This is a genomic window from Rhodococcus sovatensis (assembly GCF_037327425.1).
Taxonomy (GTDB): domain Bacteria; phylum Actinomycetota; class Actinomycetes; order Mycobacteriales; family Mycobacteriaceae; genus Rhodococcoides; species Rhodococcoides sovatense.
The window spans coordinates 3,755,839-3,774,162 of the sequence record NZ_CP147846.1 but is presented as its reverse complement, the minus strand read 5'-3'; the positions used below and the strand labels follow the sequence as shown (position 1 = coordinate 3,774,162).

The 18,324-nt window shown below is 64.1% G+C and carries 16 protein-coding genes; 12 read left to right on the top strand and 4 right to left on the bottom strand.

Going from position 1 to position 18,324, the window contains the following annotated elements:
- Positions 1-2: 2 nt before the first annotated feature.
- Genes WDS16_RS17500 through WDS16_RS17490 form a run of 3 tightly spaced genes read right to left on the bottom strand, consistent with a single transcriptional unit; the run spans position 3 to position 1,799 of the window.
- Positions 3-791 (bottom strand): class I SAM-dependent methyltransferase, encoded by a 789-nt coding sequence (locus WDS16_RS17500; protein ID WP_338886470.1) that lies wholly within the window; start codon positions 789-791, stop codon positions 3-5.
- On the bottom strand, positions 775-1,278 hold the full coding sequence (locus tag WDS16_RS17495) for a DUF2505 domain-containing protein (protein ID WP_338886469.1): 504 nt from the start codon (positions 1,276-1,278) through the stop codon (positions 775-777). Before WDS16_RS17495 ends, WDS16_RS17500 begins: the two co-directional genes overlap by 17 nt.
- A gap of 14 nt (positions 1,279-1,292) precedes the next feature.
- Complete coding sequence (locus WDS16_RS17490; protein WP_338886468.1) at positions 1,293-1,799, bottom strand: DUF2505 domain-containing protein; 507 nt, start codon at positions 1,797-1,799, stop codon at positions 1,293-1,295.
- A 72-nt stretch (positions 1,800-1,871) separates the two neighbouring features.
- On the opposite strand from WDS16_RS17490, the gene WDS16_RS17485 reads away from it, so the two are divergent.
- From WDS16_RS17485 to WDS16_RS17475, 3 genes are all read left to right on the top strand, one after another.
- Positions 1,872-2,888 carry a UDP-N-acetylmuramate dehydrogenase gene (locus WDS16_RS17485; RefSeq protein WP_338886467.1) on the top strand — a complete coding sequence of 339 codons (1,017 nt, stop codon included), beginning with the start codon at positions 1,872-1,874 and terminating at the stop codon, positions 2,886-2,888.
- A gap of 52 nt (positions 2,889-2,940) precedes the next feature.
- On the top strand, positions 2,941-4,497 hold the full coding sequence (locus WDS16_RS17480; protein ID WP_338886466.1) for an MBL fold metallo-hydrolase: 1,557 nt from the start codon (positions 2,941-2,943) through the stop codon (positions 4,495-4,497).
- A gap of 279 nt (positions 4,498-4,776) precedes the next feature.
- Complete coding sequence (locus WDS16_RS17475; protein ID WP_338886465.1) at positions 4,777-6,021, top strand: L,D-transpeptidase; 1,245 nt, start codon at positions 4,777-4,779, stop codon at positions 6,019-6,021.
- 113 nt (positions 6,022-6,134) lie between these two features.
- Here WDS16_RS17475 and WDS16_RS17470 read toward each other — a convergent pair whose 3' ends face one another.
- Positions 6,135-6,890 (bottom strand): SDR family NAD(P)-dependent oxidoreductase, encoded by a 756-nt coding sequence (locus WDS16_RS17470; RefSeq protein ID WP_338886464.1) that lies wholly within the window; start codon positions 6,888-6,890, stop codon positions 6,135-6,137.
- Positions 6,891-7,198: 308 nt separating this feature from the next.
- Between WDS16_RS17470 and WDS16_RS17465 the strand changes: the two genes are divergently transcribed.
- The 9 genes from WDS16_RS17465 (at position 7,199) to WDS16_RS17425 (ending at position 18,302) form a co-directional block, all read left to right on the top strand.
- Complete coding sequence (locus WDS16_RS17465; RefSeq protein ID WP_422395682.1) at positions 7,199-8,473, top strand: ROK family protein; 1,275 nt, start codon at positions 7,199-7,201, stop codon at positions 8,471-8,473.
- A 31-nt stretch (positions 8,474-8,504) separates the two neighbouring features.
- A complete protein-coding gene (locus WDS16_RS17460) occupies positions 8,505-9,341 on the top strand; it encodes an alpha/beta hydrolase (RefSeq protein ID WP_338886463.1) in 837 nt (278 codons plus the stop codon).
- Between the two features lie 61 nt (positions 9,342-9,402).
- The gene (gene mshA / locus WDS16_RS17455; protein ID WP_338886462.1) at positions 9,403-10,728 is read left to right on the top strand and encodes a D-inositol-3-phosphate glycosyltransferase; all 1,326 of its coding nucleotides are present in this window, start codon (positions 9,403-9,405) and stop codon (positions 10,726-10,728) included.
- A complete protein-coding gene (locus WDS16_RS17450) occupies positions 10,725-11,213 on the top strand; it encodes a YbjN domain-containing protein (protein ID WP_338886461.1) in 489 nt (162 codons plus the stop codon). The genes mshA and WDS16_RS17450 overlap by 4 nt, the downstream gene beginning before the upstream one ends.
- 225 nt (positions 11,214-11,438) lie before the next feature.
- On the top strand, positions 11,439-12,536 hold the full coding sequence (locus WDS16_RS17445; protein WP_338886460.1) for a BMP family ABC transporter substrate-binding protein: 1,098 nt from the start codon (positions 11,439-11,441) through the stop codon (positions 12,534-12,536).
- A 39-nt stretch (positions 12,537-12,575) separates the two neighbouring features.
- Positions 12,576-14,075 carry an ABC transporter ATP-binding protein gene (locus WDS16_RS17440; RefSeq protein ID WP_338886459.1) on the top strand — a complete coding sequence of 500 codons (1,500 nt, stop codon included), beginning with the start codon at positions 12,576-12,578 and terminating at the stop codon, positions 14,073-14,075.
- Positions 14,068-15,294 carry an ABC transporter permease gene (locus WDS16_RS17435; RefSeq protein WP_338886458.1) on the top strand — a complete coding sequence of 409 codons (1,227 nt, stop codon included), beginning with the start codon at positions 14,068-14,070 and terminating at the stop codon, positions 15,292-15,294. The genes WDS16_RS17440 and WDS16_RS17435 overlap by 8 nt, the downstream gene beginning before the upstream one ends.
- The gene (locus WDS16_RS17430) at positions 15,291-16,556 is read left to right on the top strand and encodes an ABC transporter permease (RefSeq protein ID WP_338886457.1); all 1,266 of its coding nucleotides are present in this window, start codon (positions 15,291-15,293) and stop codon (positions 16,554-16,556) included. The genes WDS16_RS17435 and WDS16_RS17430 overlap by 4 nt, the downstream gene beginning before the upstream one ends.
- Before the next feature lie 156 nt (positions 16,557-16,712).
- A complete protein-coding gene (locus WDS16_RS17425; protein ID WP_338886456.1) occupies positions 16,713-18,302 on the top strand; it encodes an AMP-binding protein in 1,590 nt (529 codons plus the stop codon).
- The last annotated feature ends 22 nt before the right edge of the window (positions 18,303-18,324 follow it).

The window sequence follows — 18,324 nt, the reverse complement described above, 5'->3', positions numbered from 1 at the left end:
TTCTAACGCGGTGCTACCGAGTCCCATGGCACGGTGAGGGTGTTGTCGCGCAACCGTCGCCGAGGCACTGTAGTCGGAAGTCCGTTCGCCGCAAGCTGTTTCAGCGCGGCACGCCACCGCACCCGCGGGCCGAAGGGGGCCAACGGTGCCGCGGTCGACCATGCTTTGTCCGCCGCGGTGAGCAGCTCGTGGATGCGTTCGCCCGGCACGTTCCGGTGGATCAGTGCTTTGGGCAGCCGCTCGGCTATGTCCGAGGGCGTGTGCACCGTGAACGGGTCCCACGCGAGCGTCAGCGACATCGGCCCCGAGCTGTCGAGGAGGATCCACGCACAGCGACGCCCGAGCTCGTCGCACGTGCCGTCGACCAGCAGGCCGCCGGGCGCCAGCCCCGCCAGGATCCGGGACCAGGCGTCGGGAACCGCGTTTTCGGGGTACTGACGGAGAACGTTGAAGGCGCGCACGAGGTTCGGTCGCAGCCCGGCGAGCTCGAAGCCGCCACGTGCGAACGTCACGTTCTCGGTCGCCGGGACGACGCGGGCCGGGTCGATTTCGAGTCCGGTGACCCGCAGGTCGGGCCGGATCGTGCGCAATCTGTGCGCGAGTTCGAGGGTTGTGTCGGGCCTGGCCCCGTATCCGAGGTCGACGACGAGAGGGTCCTGTGCCGCGGCGAGGACTCGGCGGACGAGCGGGCTGTGCACCAGCCACCGATCGCTACGACGGAGGCGGTTGATGCCCGTGGTGCCGCGGGTGATGGTGCCTTCGGGAGCGGGGGTCCTAGTTGTTCTGGGCAAGCCAGTCTGCCGTCACTTCACCCTCGCCGCGCCAGAGATCGCGCAGGTTCACCAGCATCAGCTGCTCGAGCTTGCCGCCGACGAACGGGAGAAACACCTTCGCTTCCGAGGACGTCCGCAGCGTAGATCCGGTTTCGGTGGCGAACAACGACGTGACGCCCTTCAAGCTGCCCGGACCGGCGGGAATCGACGCGTCGTAGTTGCCCACGGTGGTCTCCGTGTAGGGGTCGAAGTGCACGTTGCGGGTGATGACCATGTCCTTCTTCATCACCGTCTGCGCGATGTCCGGCAGTTCGGTTCTGGGAATTATGTGATGCATCACGACGTCGATCCCGTTGTCGCCGACCTCGAAACTCTTCAGCTCGTTGTGGGAGTACTTCTTCATCTCCTCGATTCGAGCGTCCCAGTGCTCGCGGCTCGACAACGCGGCGTACACCTGCTCCGTGGAGTAGGTGAACCGGGCTGAGTAATTCATGCGGCGCGCCATAGTGGGCAGGGTACCTACTTCAGGTTCTGTCCAATCCAGTTGCCCGTGAAGTCGTGCTCGTTGTCGATGAGCGAAAGAACCTGCTCGCTGATCATGGCTTCGATCTTGCCGCCGAAGATCGGCACCTTGACCTCGGTGTTGCCGGACAGTGACATCGTCGACGATGTGTCGTTGCCCTCGAGCAGCGTCGTCCCGGAGATCGTGGCGGGTGCGCCCTCGACCGTTGCGCCGAACTTGCCTTCGGCGCGACCGCCGCCGAGGGGTCCCCAGGACTCGGTGCGTTCGATGACGAGCGGCCCCTTCTTGAACGCAGTGACGGCAGCGGGAAGTTCTTCCTCCGGAATGGACTGCGTCATGACGACACTGATGGTTCCGTTGATTGCGGTGACGCTCACGAGGTGTGCGCTCGGGCCGCCGATTTCCTGGATACGGTCCTTCCAGTACTGCTCGGACACGAGCGCGGCGTGCACCTTGTCGACGGGTGCGGGAACGGACGCGCTGTGCGCGATGGGGCGAGGCATAGGCGGAGAGTACCGGCTGTGCAGGACCGGTCGGATTTCGACTGGCACGCCAGACCGGTAACCTGGACTCCCGTGCCTACCGCAATTTCCGAGCTCACCACCATGCGACTCGGTGGTCCGGCTCGCGAGTTCGCCGTCGCGACGACCTCGGATGAGTTGGTCGCCTTGGTTCGCGACGCCGATGCGTCGGGAACTCCTGTGCTGCTGATCGGCGGCGGGTCCAATCTTGTCGTCGGCGACCAGGGTTTCGACGGTCTCGTCGTCAAGGTGGAGACCTCGGGCGTGCGCGTCGACGGCAATTCGATGTCGGTCGCCGCCGGTGAGCGGTGGGACACAGTTGTCGCGACCTCGCTGAGCGAGGGATTGGCGGGGTTGGAAGCGCTCTCGGGAATCCCGGGACTTGCGGGTGCGACGCCGGTGCAGAACGTCGGGGCGTACGGAACCGTCACCTCCGACGTGCTGGACAGTCTCACCGTCTACGACCGAGAGACCGGAACTACCGAGGTCTGGACGCCCGATCGGTGCGGGTTCGGACTGCACCGTCAATCGGTCTTCAAGCATTCGACGCGGTACGTCATTCTCGACACGACGATGTCACTTCGACGTTCGCGATCCTCCGATCCGGTCCGCTACGCAGGATTGGCGGAGAGGTTGGGCGTCACCGTAGGAGACACGGTCGCTGCGGCCGAGGTGCGCGAGGCCGTGCTCGATCTGCGTGGGCAGAAGGGCATGGTTCTCGACGCCGAGGACCACGACACCTGGAGCGTCGGATCGTTCTTCCTGAACCCGGTGCTGACGAAGGTTCCCGCCACGGCGTCGAGAGCGCCGCAGTACCCGGACCCGTCCGGAATCAAGATTCACGCCGCGTGGCTGATCCAGAACGCCGGTTTCGCGCACGGATACGGCACCGACTTCGGGAACGGCACGGTGTCGCTGTCGACCAAACATGTGCTTGCGATCACCAACAGGGGTGGGGCGACGACTGCAGACGTCATGGCTCTGGCGTCGCACATCCGCGACGGAGTCCAGGCGGAATTCGGGATCACGTTGGTTCCCGAGTGCGATCTGGTGGGCTGCTCGCTCAACTGAGTCGGACGTAGCGCCTACCATCGAAGTTCAGTGCAAGTGAAGGAGTAGTTCGTTGCAGGTCACAAGCGTCGGGCACGCAGGATTCCATATTCAGACCGATGCAGGCAGCATCCTGTGCGACCCGTGGGTGAACCCTGCGTACTTCACGTCGTGGTTTCCATTCCCGGACAACACACAGCTCGACTGGGACGCGTTGGGTGACTGCGACTACCTGTACGTATCGCACCTGCACAAGGACCACTTCGATCCGCAGAACCTCGCCGAGCACGTCAACAAGGACACGACGGTTCTCCTGCCGGACTACCCGGTGCCGGATCTGAAGAACGAGCTGATCAAGCTCGGGTTCCACAAGTTCTTCGAGACCACGAATTCGGTCAAGCACCGTCTCTCCGGCCCCAAGGGCGATCTCGACATCATGATCATTGCGCTTCGCGCTCCCGCCGACGGCCCGATCGGTGACTCCGGTCTCGTCGTGACCGACGGAAAGACCGTCGCGTTCAACATGAACGACGCGCGTCCAGTCGACCTCGACGTGCTGACGGAGGAGTTCGGCCACGTCGACGTGCACATGCTGCAGTACTCGGGGGCCATCTGGTACCCGATGGTCTACGACATGGTCGAGCGCGCGAAGAAGGCCTTCGGTGTGCAGAAGCGTCAACGTCAGATGGATCGCGCGCGGCAGTACATCGAACAGATCGGCGCCACCTGGGTGATTCCGTCGGCCGGCCCACCGTGTTTCCTCGACGACGAACTTCGATTCCTCAACGACGTCTACGAGGATCCAGCAAACATCTTCCCGGACCAGATGGTCTTCCTCGATCAGATGCGGCGCAACGGTCACGACAAGGGCCTGCTGATGATGCCCGGCACCACCGCCGAGTTCACGGGGTCCACCCTCGACGCGTTGACCCATCCCCTTCCGGTCGAGGAGGTGGAAGCGATCTTCACCACCGGCAAGGCTCAGTACATCGAAGATTTCGCGCAGCGTCAGGCAGGCGTGATCGCTGCGGAGAAAGCCGCGTGGGCATCGGCGGAGGGCGAACCTCTGTTGGAGCCGCTGCGGCAGTTGTTCGAGCCGATCATGTCTGCGACCGATCAGATCTGCGACGGCATCGGTTACCCCGTCGCACTGATGCTCGGCGCCGAGACCGTCGTACTGGATTTTCCGAAGCGGATCGTGCGTGAGCCTTTGTTGAAGGAACGCTTCCGGTACAGCTTCACCATTGCGCCGGAGCTCGTTCGAACCGCGGTGCGCGACAACGAGCCGGACTGGGTCAATTCGATCTTTCTGTCGACACGTTTCCGGGCTCGTCGCGTCGGTGGCTACAACGAGTTCCTCTACACCTTCTTCAAATGCCTTACCGACGAGCGCATCGCATACGCCGACGGCTGGTTCGCCGAAGCACACGACGACACCGCCACCATCGTCAAGGACGGCTACGAAATTCAGCGGCGTTGTCCGCATCTGAAGGCGGACCTGTCGAAGTTCGGCATCGTCGAGGGAAACAAGCTCACCTGCAACCTGCACGGTTGGGACTGGAACCTCGACACCGGGCGCTGCCTCACGTCGCGAGGCCACGAGCTGAGGACGACGAAGCTCGAGGCTTGATTGCCGGATTCCGGCTGCGCAAGTTGCAGTGCAGGCGTCGGCTGAAAGGTGTGCGTTCATCGGGGTTCGAGACCGAATGAGCCATTCGGTCACCGTGGTTGTCGGGCCGCGCAGGTTGCAGCGCAGGCGCAAGTTGCAACCTGCGCGTGGGCTGGAAAGTGCGCGTCGGCGGCCCTCGTGGGCGAAATGTCTGGGTCCACCCGGGAATTCGGTGTGAATCTGCGCGCACCTGGGTGATCGATTGTGACCGTTCACTTTCCCGCGAGTACGTTGGAAGCCGTGCATGTGCAGGGAGAACAGACAAAACGGACGCGCCTGTTGTGGCTGGTCGTAGCGATCGCTGCGCTGGCGGCACTGGTTGCCGGGTGCACCGTCGGCGGCGGCAGTGGCTCGTCGGGCAATGCAGCGTCGACGACGGAGGCGCCCCCGGTTGCCGAGGTGGTGCAGAATCCGGCAGCCGGTGCGGGCGACGTCAGCCCGGTCGCTCCGATCTCGGTGACGGTGACGGATGGGACGCTGGCCGACGTCGTGCTCACCAACCCCGACGGCAAGGTAGTTCAAGGAGTGCTGGCGCCGGACAAAGCGTCGTACACCATTACCGAACCGCTCGGCTACGGCTCCACGTATACCTGGGCGGGCAATGCCATCGGTACCGACGGCAAGACCGTCCCCGTCGACGGCAGCTTCACGACGGTGACGCCCTCCAGCAGAACCTCCGTCAGCACCAACATCGGCGATGGCCAGGAGGTCGGCATTGCCGCGCCGGTCATCCTGCAGTTCGACTCCGCGATCGAGGACAAGGCTGCCGTCGAGAAGGCGCTGACGGTGACCACCAACCCGCCGACTCCCGGTGCCTGGGCATGGTTCCCCGACGACAACGGCTCACGCGTGCACTGGCGTCCCACCAACTACTGGACCCCGGGAACGACGGTGTCGGTGAAGGCGAACCTCTACGGCATCGACTATGGCGAGGGTAATTACGGCGCTGACGACGTGACGATCGACTTCTCCATCGGGCGCAGCCAGATCGTCGTCGCCGACGCGACGAGTCACCGCATGCAGGTCGTTCGCGGCGGCGAGACGATCATGGACATCCCCGTCAGTTACGGCGAGGGCAACGAGGATCGCAACGTCACTCGCAGCGGCATACACGTTGTCACCGAGAAGCACGAGGACTTCCTGATGTCGAACCCGCCGTTCTACGAGAACGTGCGCGAGCGCTGGGCAGTCCGCATCTCCAACAACGGCGAGTTCATTCACGCCAACCCGTTGACCACCGGGGTGCAGGGTGCTTCGAACGTCACCAACGGATGCATCAACCTGTCCGACGCGGACGCTCAGGAGTACTTCGGTACCGCGATGTACGGCGATCCGGTCGAGGTGACGGGAACCCGCATCGACCTCTCGGCGGCGGACGGCGACCTGTACGACTGGGCGATCGATTGGGCGACGTGGGAGTCGATGTCGGCTTTGCCGGCAGGCGCAGCGACGGCCTCCACACCTGCCCCGGCTCCAGCAGGCTAGGTCGCCAAGGCTCAGGGCGCTCCGCGCCGATTCAGCTCAGGGCGCTCCGCGCCCAGTGGCACGGTTGAGTGCACGGGAATGCACTTAACCGTGCCACTGGCGGCGGAGCCGCCTCACTTCCGGCTGAAGCGACCCGGACCAGCCTGGTCTCTGGGCTTGATGATGATCTGGTCGAGATTGACGTGCGACGGGCGCGAAGCCACGAAGCCGACGACCTCGGCGATGTCCTTGGCAACCAGTGGCGTGATCCCCCGATAGACGGCGTCGGCCTTGGACTCGTCGCCGTCGAATCGCACGAGCGAGAACTCCGTCTCCACTGCCCCCGGCGCGATTTCGGTGAGCCGCACTGGTTGACCGAGCAGTTCGCCGCGCAGCGTGCGGTGCAGGACGGCCTGCGCATGCTTGGCCGAGGTGTATCCCGACCCGTTGTCGTACGCCTCGAACGCCGCCACAGACGTGATCGTCACCACAAGCGCGTCGCCCGACTCGATCAGCTTGGGCAGCAACGCCTTGGTGACACGCAGCGTTCCGAGAACATTGGTCTCCCACATCCAGCGCCAGTCGTCGAGATCGGCGTCGATGACCGGCGCGAGTCCCTTGGCGCCGCCCGCGTTGTTGATCAACACGGATACGCGAGGAACGACGGCCGTGAACGCGGCAACCGAGTCCTCGTCGGTCACGTCGAGTTGCAGTGCAGTGCCACCGATTTCGGATGCAAGCTTCTCCAGCCGATCGACGCGCCGGGCTCCGACCACGACGTGGTAGCCCTGCGTCGCGAGCTGCCTGGCGGTGGCCTCGCCGATACCTGAGCTTGCTCCGGTGACGACGGCGATGCGAGCGTCGGACGGAATTTGTTCTGACAAGGTCATGGGTCGAATTCTAGTCGGCGGTGCCGGCGCTAGGGAGCGCGTATTGGTTAATGCACGCGGAAGTGTTAATTTTGCTTCATGTCCGCCAGCCATACGCCCGCTCTGCGCGTCACCTATGTGACCGCCGCTCTGGGTTCCCGGCTGCCGCTCCCTCGTGAACTGTGTTGTCTGAGCCTCCACGCCTGTAGCTGAATCGAAGAAAGCTGTCGCTGAATCGACGCGGTCATAGGCACTTGCCGTCAGCGCTTTCTCTTCGCATCATGCGTCACCCACCTGAAAAGTGGGTCTACTGCTGAGGACTAACACCAGTGTCACTTGCAACTTTGCCGATCTCTTCATCCGTCCCGAACCTTCGTGGTTCGCGGCCGACGTCCATCAAACGCCCGAGTGTGCGAGGGCGGGTCCAGATCGTCGCGCCCGATCTCCGAATCGCCGACAGTCCTGCCGCCGCAGTGCTACGTGTCGCCTCCGTCGAAGGGCCCATATCGCGTGGTATCGCTGCGCGCGCAACGGGATTGAGTATCGCCACCGTCAACCGCCAGGTGTCTTCTCTGCTCGGCGCCGGTCTGCTTCGTGAACGAGCGGATCTCAGCGCGTCGGGTGCGATCGGTCGTCCTCGGGTGCCGTTCGAGATCAATCACGAGCCGTACGCGACCATCGGAATCCACATCGGCGCACTCGTCACCGGGATCGTCGTGACCGATTTGCGCGGCCGCATACTCGGCGCCGTGGAGATTTCGACGCCCGGCGGCTCCGCGACCGAAGCGCTTACGAGCATCACCCGCAGCGCTGGTTCCTTCGCCTCCCGCTGGCATCGTCGGAGTCCGCTGTGGGTCGGTGTCGCGCTCGGTGGCCGCGTCGACGGTGTGACCGGAACCGCGGATCATCCTCGTCTCGGCTGGGAGAATGCTCAGGTCGGCGCGATCATCGGTGGCGGTCTTGGCCTTCCAGTGTCGGTGTCGGGTCATGTCGAAGCGATGGCGGGGTCGGAACTTCTGTTGACGCCTGCTCGAGCCGAGGCGGCGACCGGTACCAGCCTGTACTTCTACGCACGGGAAACCGCGGGTATCGCGTTGACGATCGACGGGCGCGTGCATACTCCCTCCACCGGTCCGGGTTCGATCGCACATCTACCGACAGGTTCGAATGCGCTGTGCGCGTGCGGTCATCGCGGATGCCTCGAAGCAACCGTCAGCGATCGCGCCGTGCTGGCCGACGCCGTCGAGCGCGGGATCGTAGCGTCGGGTGTCGGTATTGCCACGCTCTACCGGTCCGCGCACGACGGTTCGGTGCCCGCGCAGCAGATTCTGCTGGAGCGGGCCGAGATACTCGGTCGGGTTGTCGGGTTGCTTCGTGATCTGTTCAATCCCGATCGCGTCGTACTCGGAGGCCAGGCGTTCACCGAGTACTCTCCGGGGATCGCGCACGTGGCGGACGCATTCGGTCGAGCATCGACGTTGCCGCGCAAAGACATTCGAATCACTGGCTTCGGCAGCAAGGTTCAGCAGTTCGCGGCGGCGGTCGTCTCGCTCAGCTCGGTCTATGCCGACCCGCTCGCGTCGATGCGACGGGCCGCTGCCTGACGATTCACGGGTCGGATGGATCATGAACGGCATGACAGACATAGGACCGGTACGGCAGGCGGAAAGTATCGATGGCACGAACATCGTGTATCGAGTGTCGGGCGATCGGTCGCACCGCACAGTGGTTCTGCTGCACGGATGGGCGCAGTCCTCGGCATGCTGGGGTGAGCGGGTGCTCGCCGGACTCGCCGAGAAGTATCGGGTTGTCGCGGTCGACCTGCGTGGCCACGGATACTCCGACGCCCCAGAATCGGGTTACGCCGACTCGGCGAACTGGGCAGGCGACGTCCACGCAGTTCTCGCTCAGGAGGCAACCGAAACGAAGGCGATCCTCCTCGGTTGGTCGTACGGCGGGCTCGTCATCTGCGACTATCTAGCAGAGCATGGAACGGACGCGGTGGCGGGCGTGGTGTTGGTCGGGGCGATCACCAGCATCGGCAGGGGAGAAGCCGGTGGTCGCGTGGGTACTGCGATGCGCGCCGCGATTCCGGGAGCGATGGCCGACGAGCCCAGGGTGGCGATCAAGGCTCTCGGGAGCTTCGGTCAGGCGCTGACGGGACCGGTCGAAGGCAAGGGTGCGCAGGCGCAGGCGCTGTTCGGTCTGACACTGGCGACGCCACCGCGAGTGCGGGCGGCCCTGTTCGAGCGCGCCGCCTCGCACGATGACCTACTGCGACATCTCGATGTCCCGGCGCTCGTGCTGCACGGAACCGCGGACACCGTCGTCGACGTTGGTGCAGGTAGACACGCTGCGTCGTTGATCCCGACGGTGACGGAATCCTACTGGGAGGGCGTGGACCACGGTCCGTTCGTAGCTGACCCAGAGCGATTTCTCGTCGACGTGGAGAGCTTCGTGGACGGCGTGTGAGCCGAGCCCCGAACAGTGCGCGAACGAGCAGGCTTAAGGTGGGGGAGTGCAAAGTGGAGCGGTGAGTGGTCGTCAGTTGAACCGGGTTGCGGTGCTGTCGTTGCATACCTCCCCGCTGGCGCAGCCTGGAGTAGGCGATGCCGGCGGCATGAACGTGTACGTGTTGCAGAGCGCCAAGGAACTGGCCAAGCGGGGCGTGGAGGTCGAGATCTTCACGCGCGCGACATCCTCCTCCGACGAACCGCTGTGCGAGGCAGCCCCCGGCGTGATGGTGCGCAACATCGTCGCGGGACCGTTCGAGGGCCTCGACAAGCAGGATCTCCCGACGCAGCTGTGTGCGTTCGCGGCCGGGGTGCTCCGCGAGGAAGCGCGTCACGACGCCGGGTACTACGACCTGGTTCATTCGCACTACTGGCTCTCGGGTCAGGTCGGATGGTTGGCTCGCGACCGCTGGGGCGTGCCGCTCGTGCACACCGCCCACACGTTGGCTGCGGTCAAGAACGCGTCGCTTGCAGCAGGAGACGCTCCGGAGCCGGTGGCGCGACAGATCGGTGAACAACAAGTCGTGGCCGAGGCGGACCGTCTCATCGCCAACACCTCCGAAGAGGCCAAGCAACTCATCGAGATCTACGGCGCAAGTCCGGAATCGATCGATGTCGTCGCACCGGGCGCGGACCTGACTCGATACCGGCCCGGTGACAAGAGTGCCGCCCGGGCCGAGTTCGGCATCGATCCGCGAGAGACCGTTGTCGCCTTCGTGGGCAGGATCCAGCCGTTGAAGGCACCGGACGTGTTGCTGCGTGCAGCGGCGGAAGTAGTGGCACGCGACCCGAGCCTTCCGCTGCGGATACTCGTCGTCGGCGGGCCGTCCGGCAGTGGGCTCGACCGCCCGGACAGCCTGATCGACCTTGCCGAGGACCTCGGCATCTCGGCTCGCGTGACGTTCCTGCCGCCACAACCGTCGGAGCGATTGGTACAGATCTACCGCGCCGCGGACGTCGTCGCTGTGCCGAGCTACAACGAGTCCTTCGGGCTGGTCGCGATAGAGGCGCAGGCGAGCGGAACGCCGGTGATCGCAGCCGACGTCGGTGGTCTGGGTGTGGCAGTGCGCGCGGGCGAGACCGGGGTGCTGGTCCAGGGGCATCGGACTCACGACTGGGCGACCGCGCTGGGCAACATGGTCACCGATCGAGATGCGTTGGCAGCCATGGCGTCGAGAGCCCCGATTCACGCGGGGGACTTCTCCTGGGAGCACACGGCCGAGGGGCTGCTGGAGAGCTACCGAGCTGCACAGTTCCATTTCGATCGGCACGAGGCTCCCAGCGAGTTCTCGCCGCGGCGGTCCCGTGGACTGTCGAAGCTACGACGGGCAGGAGTCACGGCATGAGCGACACGATCACCCTCATCGACTCGATACTGAAGGAACGCGAACTCGAGTATCAGCGCAAGGGAGAGAATTCCTTCGTCGTCGAGCTGCCGGGTGAGCGCAAGCTCAAGACCACGACGATGCTGACCGTCGGGAATCACGGGGTCCGGATCGAGGCGTTCGTGTGCCGTAAGCCCGACGAGAACTTCGAGGGCGTCTACAAGTACCTGCTGCGACGCAACCGCCGGCTGTACGGGGTGCACTACACGATCGACAAGGTGGGCGACGTGTACCTGGTCGGCCGGTTGTCGTTGCATGCGGTCACCGGCGAGGAGATCGACCGCATTCTCGGTCAGGTTCTCGAAGCCGCCGATGGCGACTTCAACGTGCTACTCGAACTCGGTTTCGCCGAGTCGATCAAGCGCGAATGGGCGTGGCGGGTGTCGCGCGGCGAATCCCTCGCCAACCTCAAAGCCTTCGAGCATCTGGTGGAGAACCAACTGTAGGTCCTACCCTGCGGTTCGCAACCTCATCTGGTGCAGGGGATTTCGGCGACGGCGGCAGCTACGACAGAGGAAACGGCTCACCTCGCGAGACGGGCGAGTGACTCGCGAAATCATGCGGGCACCCCGCGTGGCGGGTAGCGTCTGCGAATCAGACAAACTTGCCGGGTACTTCGACGCTTGTTCATGAGACGAGCGAGCCGGGCAGCGACCTAAATGGAGGAAGTCTTGACCGTCGTCATCCGCTCACGCACTCGGAGACTGGCATTCGGCGGCGTCGCGTCGCTCGGCGCGCTCGCTCTCGTCGCAGGATGTGGCTCCGCGCCCGAAGACAACGGATCCGAATCCGGGGGTAGCGCTTCCGGCGACTTCAAGCCCTGCATGGTGTCCGACGCAGGAGGTTTCGACGACAAGTCCTTCAATCAGCTCAGCTTCGAGGGCCTGACCGAGGCGTCGGCGACCCTCGATGTCGAGCCCATCACCGTCGAATCGGCATCCCCGACGGACTACAACCCCAACATTTCCAACCTGATCGACCAGGGTTGCTCGCTGATCCTGACCGTCGGATTCGACCTCGCGGACGCCACGAAGTCCGCCGCCGAGGCGAACACCGATATCGACTTCGCCATCATCGACGACTCGAGCATCGACCTGCCGAACGTCAAACCGCTCACCTACGATGCGGCGCAGTCCGCCTTCCTGGCCGGGTACGCCGCTGCGAGTTACTCGAAGACGGGTGTCGTCGGAACGTTCGGCGGTTCGCAGTTGCCGACCGTCACCATCTTCATGGACGGATTCGCCGACGGCGTCAACTACTTCAACGAGCAGAAGAACGGCAACGTTCGGGTCATCGGCTGGGACGTTCCCGCGCAGAACGGTTCGTTCACCGGGGGATTCGAGGCGAACGCCGTCGCGAAGAACACCGCGCAGGGCCTCATCGACCAGAACGCGGACGTGATCTTCCCAGTCGGCGGACCGATCTATCAGAGCGCCGCGCAGGCCATTCGTGACTCGTCGCGGCCCATCGCACTCATCGGCGCCGATGCCGACGTCTTCGAGTCGGATCCCTCGGTCAGCGACCTCATGCTCACATCGGTGACCAAGGGCCTCAAGACCAGCGTCGACGAGATCGTCGCGACGTCGGGTGAGGGATCCTTCGACACCGCACCGTACGTCGGAACGCTCGAGAACGACGGTGTCGGAATCGCGCCGTTCCACGACTACGAGTCGCAGGTCGATCCCGCGTTGCAGAGCGAGCTGGACACCATCGAGGCGGGCATCATCGACGGCTCGATCACCGTCGAGTCGCCTTCCTCGCCGAAGTAGCCCCGACACACAGTAAGAGGACATGAACGTCGAAATGCCATGAAGCTGGAACTGCAGGGCATAACGAAGCGGTTCGGATCTCTCGTCGCCAACGACTCCATCGACCTCGTCGTCGAAACAGGCGAGATCCATTGCCTTCTCGGTGAGAACGGTGCAGGCAAGTCGACACTGATGAACGTGCTCAGCGGTCTGTATCGGGCCGAGGAGGGCAAGATTCTGCTCGACGGAGTCGTGCAGGAATTCACCGGACCGGGTGACGCGATGGCGGCCGGGATCGGCATGGTGCACCAGCACTTCATGCTGATCCCGGTGTTCACGGTGGCCGAGAACATCATTCTCGGCCACGAGACCACCAAAAGCGGTGGGCGCCTCGATCTCGATGCGGCTCGAAAACTGGTGCGCGAGATTTCGGCGCGCTTCGGTTTCGATCTCGACCCCGATGCCAAGGTCGACGACCTGCCCGTCGGAGTGCAGCAACGCGTCGAAATCATCAAGGCGCTCAGCCGTGATGCCACGGTGCTGGTCTTCGACGAGCCGACTGCGGTGCTCACTCCACAGGAAACCGACGACCTCATGCGCATCATGCGCGAACTCGCCGAGTCGGGTACCACGATCGTGTTCATCACGCACAAGCTGCGTGAGGTGCGTGAGGTCGCGGACCGTATCACCGTGATCCGGCTCGGAAAGGTCGTCGGCCAGGCCGAGCCGACGGCGACCAACGCGGAACTCGCCGCGATGATGGTCGGCCGCGACGTTCAGCTGACGGTGACGAAGCAACCGGCGCAGCCAGGTGAGGCGGCGTTGGTCATCAAGAATCTGACGGTCTTCGACGGGGACGGGCACGCGGTCGTCGACGACGTCAGCCTCGAAGTTCACGCCGGTGAGATCCTGGCGGTAGCCGGGGTTCAGGGCAACGGGCAGGGCGAGTTCGTCGAAGCGCTTCTCGGCGCTCGCGACCGGATCAGCGGAGAAATCCTTCTCGACGGCCGGTCGCTGGTCGGCTCCTCGGTCCACGACGTGTTGGCCGCCGGCGTCGGATTCGTGCCCGAAGACCGCACGGTCCACGGTCTGGTCGGCGAATTCTCGATCGCGGAGAACCTGATGCTCGACAGGTCGACGGGCGAGCCGTTCGTCCGCCGAGGAGCGATCCGCCGCGACTATCTGGACACGTTCGCTGCCGACAAGGTCCAGGAGTTCGACGTTCGGACTCCCGGCATCGACACCGCGGTCGGACGCTTGTCCGGTGGCAACCAGCAAAAGGTCGTCCTCGCTCGCGAATTGAGCCGTGAGCTTCGGCTGTTCGTCGCCTCGCAGCCGACACGGGGAATCGATGTCGGCTCGATCGAGTTCGTGCACAAACGAATCGTCGCGACGAGAGACTCGGGAATCCCGGTGATCGTCGTCTCCAGTGAGCTCGACGAGGTTGCTGCCCTGGCGGATCGAATAGCCGTCATGTATCGCGGCACGATCGTCGGCATCGTGCCGGCCGACACCTCCCGCGAAGTTCTGGGTTTGATGATGGGTGGAGAGCATGCCTGACGCGCAAGATACACAGCCGTCGCGCGCACATGTGGTTCTGCGGCAGATATTCACCGGCAGCGCAATCATTTCGGTGCTGGCAGTGTTCATGGCCGTGGTTGTGGGTGCGGTGCTCATTGCTGTCACCGACGAGCAGGTTCAGGAAGCTGCGGGCTATTTCTTTTCCCGACCGTCGGACATGCTCGTCGCGGTGTGGGACGCAGTCTCGGGCGCGTATTCCTCCCTGTTCCAGGGAGCGGTGTACAACTTCCGACGTCCAGGATTCGAGAACGGCATCAAACCGCTGTTGGAGACACTCACGTTCGCGACGCCGTTGATCGTCGCGGGTCTCGGTGTCGCGCTTGCTTTCCGGGTCGGAATGTTCAACATCGGCGGTCGCGGACAGATGCTGATCGCGGCCGCATGTGCGGGCTGGGTCGGGTTCTCCCTCCAGCTGCCCGCCGGTCTGCACTTGATCCTTGCCGTGCTCGCCGGAGTTCTGGGCGGCGCGGTGTGGGGTGGGATCGCCGGAGTTCTCAAGGCACGCACCGGTGCTCACGAAGTGATCGTCACGATCATGCTGAATTACGTCGCGTTCTACCTCGTTGCGTATCTGCTGAGGACGCCCGGCGCGCTGCAGGCACCGGGCCAGAACAACCCGAAGACCGCGGCCATGGAATCGACCGCGGTGTTCCCCAAGCTGTTCGGTGATCGATATGCCCTGCATCTCGGGTTCGTGCTCGTCGTCATCGTGACGATCGCGGTGTGGTGGCTGCTGGAGCGGTCGTCGCTCGGCTTCCGCTTCCGAGCCGTCGGCGAGAACCCGCACGCGTCGAAGATCGCCGGAATCAACGTCAACCGCATGTACCTGTATGCGATGGTGCTCTCCGGGGCGCTCGTCGGGCTCGCGGGCGTCGCCCAGGTGCTCGGGACCGTCACCACCGGGTTCGGTGCGGACATCGACGCCGGCATCGGTTTCGACGCCATCACCGTCGCGCTGCTGGGGCGGTCGAAACCGTGGGGCGTGTTCTTCGCGGGCATTCTGTTCGGCGGGTTCAAGGCAGGCGGATTCGCGATGCAGGCTGCAGAGGGTATTCCGATCGACATCGTGCTCGTCGTGCAGTCCGTCATCGTGCTGTTCATCGCTGCCCCGCCGCTGGTCCGTGCAGTGTTCCGGTTACCTCCGCCGGGCGCTGACATCGCGGCCCGCGCGGACACGGCCAAAGTGGGTGCGCTGTGACCGTAGTCGACGATCAGCGGGAGATCCTCGCGCCTTCGAAGAGTTGGAAAGTGCCCGGTGTTCTGGGCGTCGCGACCCTCCTGGCGCTGGTAATGTTCGTTCTTCGAGCGAAGTCGGGGACCACGACGTTCGCGCTGGCCAGCGACAACGACTTCGTCCAGCTCCCCGCGGTCGCGGTGCCGGCGGCAGCTACAGGCGTCGTACTGTTCGTGGTATTGACACTGGTCACCGCATTCGCCGCGTGGAATGTGGTGCGAGGCGCAGCAACTCCACTGTGGGTGCTTGCCGTCTATGCCGTGGTGTTCGTTCTGGGCTTTCTGACGTGGGCCGCCGTCGGTGCGACGGTGCCGGTACCGGGGCTGTTGATCGGAGCGGTCGCCCTGAGCACACCGCTCATCTTCGGTGCGATGGGCGGCGTCATCTCCGAGCGCGTCGGAGTCATCAACATCGCCATCGAAGGGCAGTTGTTGTCCGGTGCGTTCGTCAGCGCAGTCGTTGCGTCGGTGACAGGATCGACTTACGTTGCGCTCCTTGCCGCATTGGTCGCCGGAGCATTGACCGCATCACTGCTCGCGATGTTCTCGATCAAGTACTTCGTCAATCAGGTCATCGTCGGCGTCGTCCTCAACGTCCTGGTCGTCGGTCTGACGAGTTTCCTGTATTCGGTGGTGCTGACGAAGAACACGGAGACGTTGAACGCGCCACCTCGGTTCGCGCGCATCGAAATTCCGTTCCTGTCGCAGATTCCGGTGATCGGACCGGTGCTGTTCCGCCAGACACTGATCGTGTACCTGATGTATTTCGTGGTGGCCATGGTGTGGTTCGGGTTGTTTCACACCAAGTGGGGTCTGCGGCTTCGCTCGGTCGGTGAGCACCCACAGGCGGCGGACACCGTCGGGATCAACGTGGCTCGGACCAGATTCTGGAACGTGTGCCTGGCCGGTGCCATCGCGGGCCTCGGCGGTGCGTACTTCACGCTCGGATCAGTCGGAGCGTTCGGCAAGGAGATGACGGCGGGCGCGGGTTACATCGCGCTCGCGGCGGTCATCTTCGGACGGTGGGATCCGATCCGAGCGACGTTGGCCGCGTTGCTGTTCGGCTTCGCGTCGAACCTCCAGAACGTCCTCGGGATCATCGGATCCCCGGTACCTAGCGAGTTCATGCTGATGCTTCCGTACGTCGTGACCATCTTCGCGGTCGCGGGACTCGTCGGGCACGTTCGAGGGCCTGCAGCAGCAGGAAAGCCGTATTCGAAATCCTGACAGCCGTCAGTGACTCCGGGCGCCACCGGTGTGGTCGTGGTTCGAAGCAAACCGACAGGCGGCACGTAACTGACTCGGGAGTAGGGAAATGTCAGATGTGATGGCATTCACTGTAGTGTTTCGTCATAATTTCCGTTGCATGTTCGAAGGAGAGTCATGAGCTTCAACAGTCCCTTTCCCGACGTCGAGATCCCGAATCTGAGTGTCTACGACTACCTGTTCGGATCGATCGCGGACGCCGATCTGCAAAAGCCTGCGTTGATTGACGGCACCTCTGGGGCCGTCACCACGTATCAGGCCTTGATCGGGCAGATCAACGGCATCGCCGGCGCCCTCGCTGCGCGAGGACTCGAGCTCGGTGACGTCGTCGGCCTGCACTCGCCCAACGTGCCGGCGTTCGCGTCGGTCCTGCACGGCATTCTGCGTGCAGGTGGCACTGCCACCACCATCAATGCTCTCTACACGGCAGAGGACATCGCCAAGCAGCTCACCGGTTCGGGCGCGAAATTCCTCTTCACCGTCTCGCCGCTGTACCCGCAGGCGAAGGCAGCGGCGGAGAAGGTCGGGATCGCCGACGATCACATCATCGTTCTCGACGGCGTCGACGGGCACCCGAGCCTGAAGGACCTGCTCACTCAAGGCGCCACGGCACCGGACGTGTCGTTCGATCCGGCGACGCAGGTCGCAGTCTTGCCGTACTCCTCGGGCACCACGGGCGTCCCGAAGGGCGTGATCCTGACGCACCGCAACCTCGTCGCCAACGTCGCGCAGATGGAACCGCGGGTGGGCATCAACGCCGACGACGGCGTCCTCGCGGTGCTGCCGTTCTTCCACATCTACGGACTGACTGTGTTACTCAACATCGCGCTGAAGCTGCGTGCCCGGCTGGTGACGATGCCGAAGTTCGATCTGGTGGAGTTCCTCCGGATCATTCAGGACAACAAGCTGACGTACCTCTTCATTGCGCCGCCGGTGGCTGTCGCGCTCGCAAAGCATCCGCTGATCGATCAGTACGACCTCTCGAGTGTGCACACCGTCTTCTCCGGTGCTGCCCCGCTGGACGAGGAGCTCGGCAAGGCCGTCGCGACGAGGCTCGGCGCCCGCATCCGTCAGGGCTACGGGATGAGCGAGCTCAGCCCCGTCAGCCACGCGATTCCGTTCGATCGTGACGACATGCCGCTCAGCTCGGTCGGTCTTCCACTCGCGAACACCGTCAACAAGCTGGTCGACCCGGAAAGCGGTGAGGAGATCGATCTTCCCGCCGAGGGCAGGTCCAAGCCGGGTGAGTTGTGGGTCAAGGGCCCGAACGTCATGCTCGGGTACCTCAACAATCCCGCGGCTACGTCGGACACACTCGACGAAGACGGCTACCTGCACACCGGTGACATCGCTGTCGTCGACTCCGAGGGCGTGGTCTTCATCGTCGACCGGCTCAAAGAGCTCATCAAGTACAAGGGCTACCAGGTGCCGCCCGCCGAGCTCGAAGCGTTGTTGCTGACGCATCCGGAGATCGCCGACGCCGCGGTCATCGGCGTACTGGACGACGAGGGCGAAGAGGTGCCGAAGGCCTTCGTCGTACTGCAGGCGAACGCGACGATCGACGAGGACGGCGTCATGGCGTTCGTGTCCGAGCGTGTGTCCCCGCACAAGAAGGTGCGCAAGGTCGAGTTCATCGAGACCGTCCCGAAGTCCGCTGCGGGCAAGATCCTGCGCAAGGATCTGCGGGCTGCAGAATCGGCCAAGTAGCAGAATCGGCCGAGTAGCCGAG